We start from the raw sequence: 604 nt of genomic DNA, 5'->3' as shown, positions 1-604 counted from the left end.
TGTTGGTGTAGCGAAGCAAGTTCGGCTTGAACGAATTGTTAGGCAGCAGTGGGGGCTGGCGGGTGCTCCCGCGTGGCCGCTAGACCTGGTGCCCGATGAAGTAAAACAGCAATCTCGCCCAAGCCAATGTCCGCTTCTCTGGCAGCTTGCGCAAGCTTGGGCCAAGGCACGTTGCTATTGGCGAAAAGCAAGAGAACGAGAGTTCCATAGCCGCGATCCCGCATTGTCTTGAGGTTACGAAAATCTTTGATTAGATGTTCAAGACCTACGCGGCATTCGACCTCCACCACTGCGGTGTTCTCCTCGTGGCCGCCCGGAGTGTGGAGGATGAAATCTGGGTTGATTGGCGGGAAATCAGGGTGGCCGCGTTTATCTGGCTCGCCGGTAAGGGTTAGTTGAGAGTCACGCAAAGCGAGGCGCAACTGATGAAATAGTTCATAGCAGTACACGCGCTCGCGTTTGATGGGAAGGTCCCGGCCGGCAATGGGCAACAAAAAGTACGGTGCCTCAATGGCTTCAGTTGCTTGCTCTAGGGCCGCCAAAATTGTCATGGTCTGCTGCCTAACGCCGGAATTAAGCCGACCCGCAACGCGCAGACCGGGTG

General features: G+C 56.1%; 1 protein-coding gene. It reads right to left on the bottom strand.

From position 1 onward, the window contains the following. Positions 1-38: 38 nt before the first annotated feature. Positions 39-604 (bottom strand): hypothetical protein (locus tag SNE34_RS14760; protein ID WP_332618382.1); only part of this gene is annotated, 566 nt, incomplete at its 5' end.

Origin of the sequence: Novilysobacter erysipheiresistens (assembly GCF_036663935.1) — a bacterium.
In the GTDB taxonomy this organism is placed as follows: Bacteria; Pseudomonadota; Gammaproteobacteria; order Xanthomonadales; family Xanthomonadaceae; genus Novilysobacter; species Novilysobacter erysipheiresistens.
This window is presented reverse-complemented; position numbering and strand designations above follow the sequence as displayed.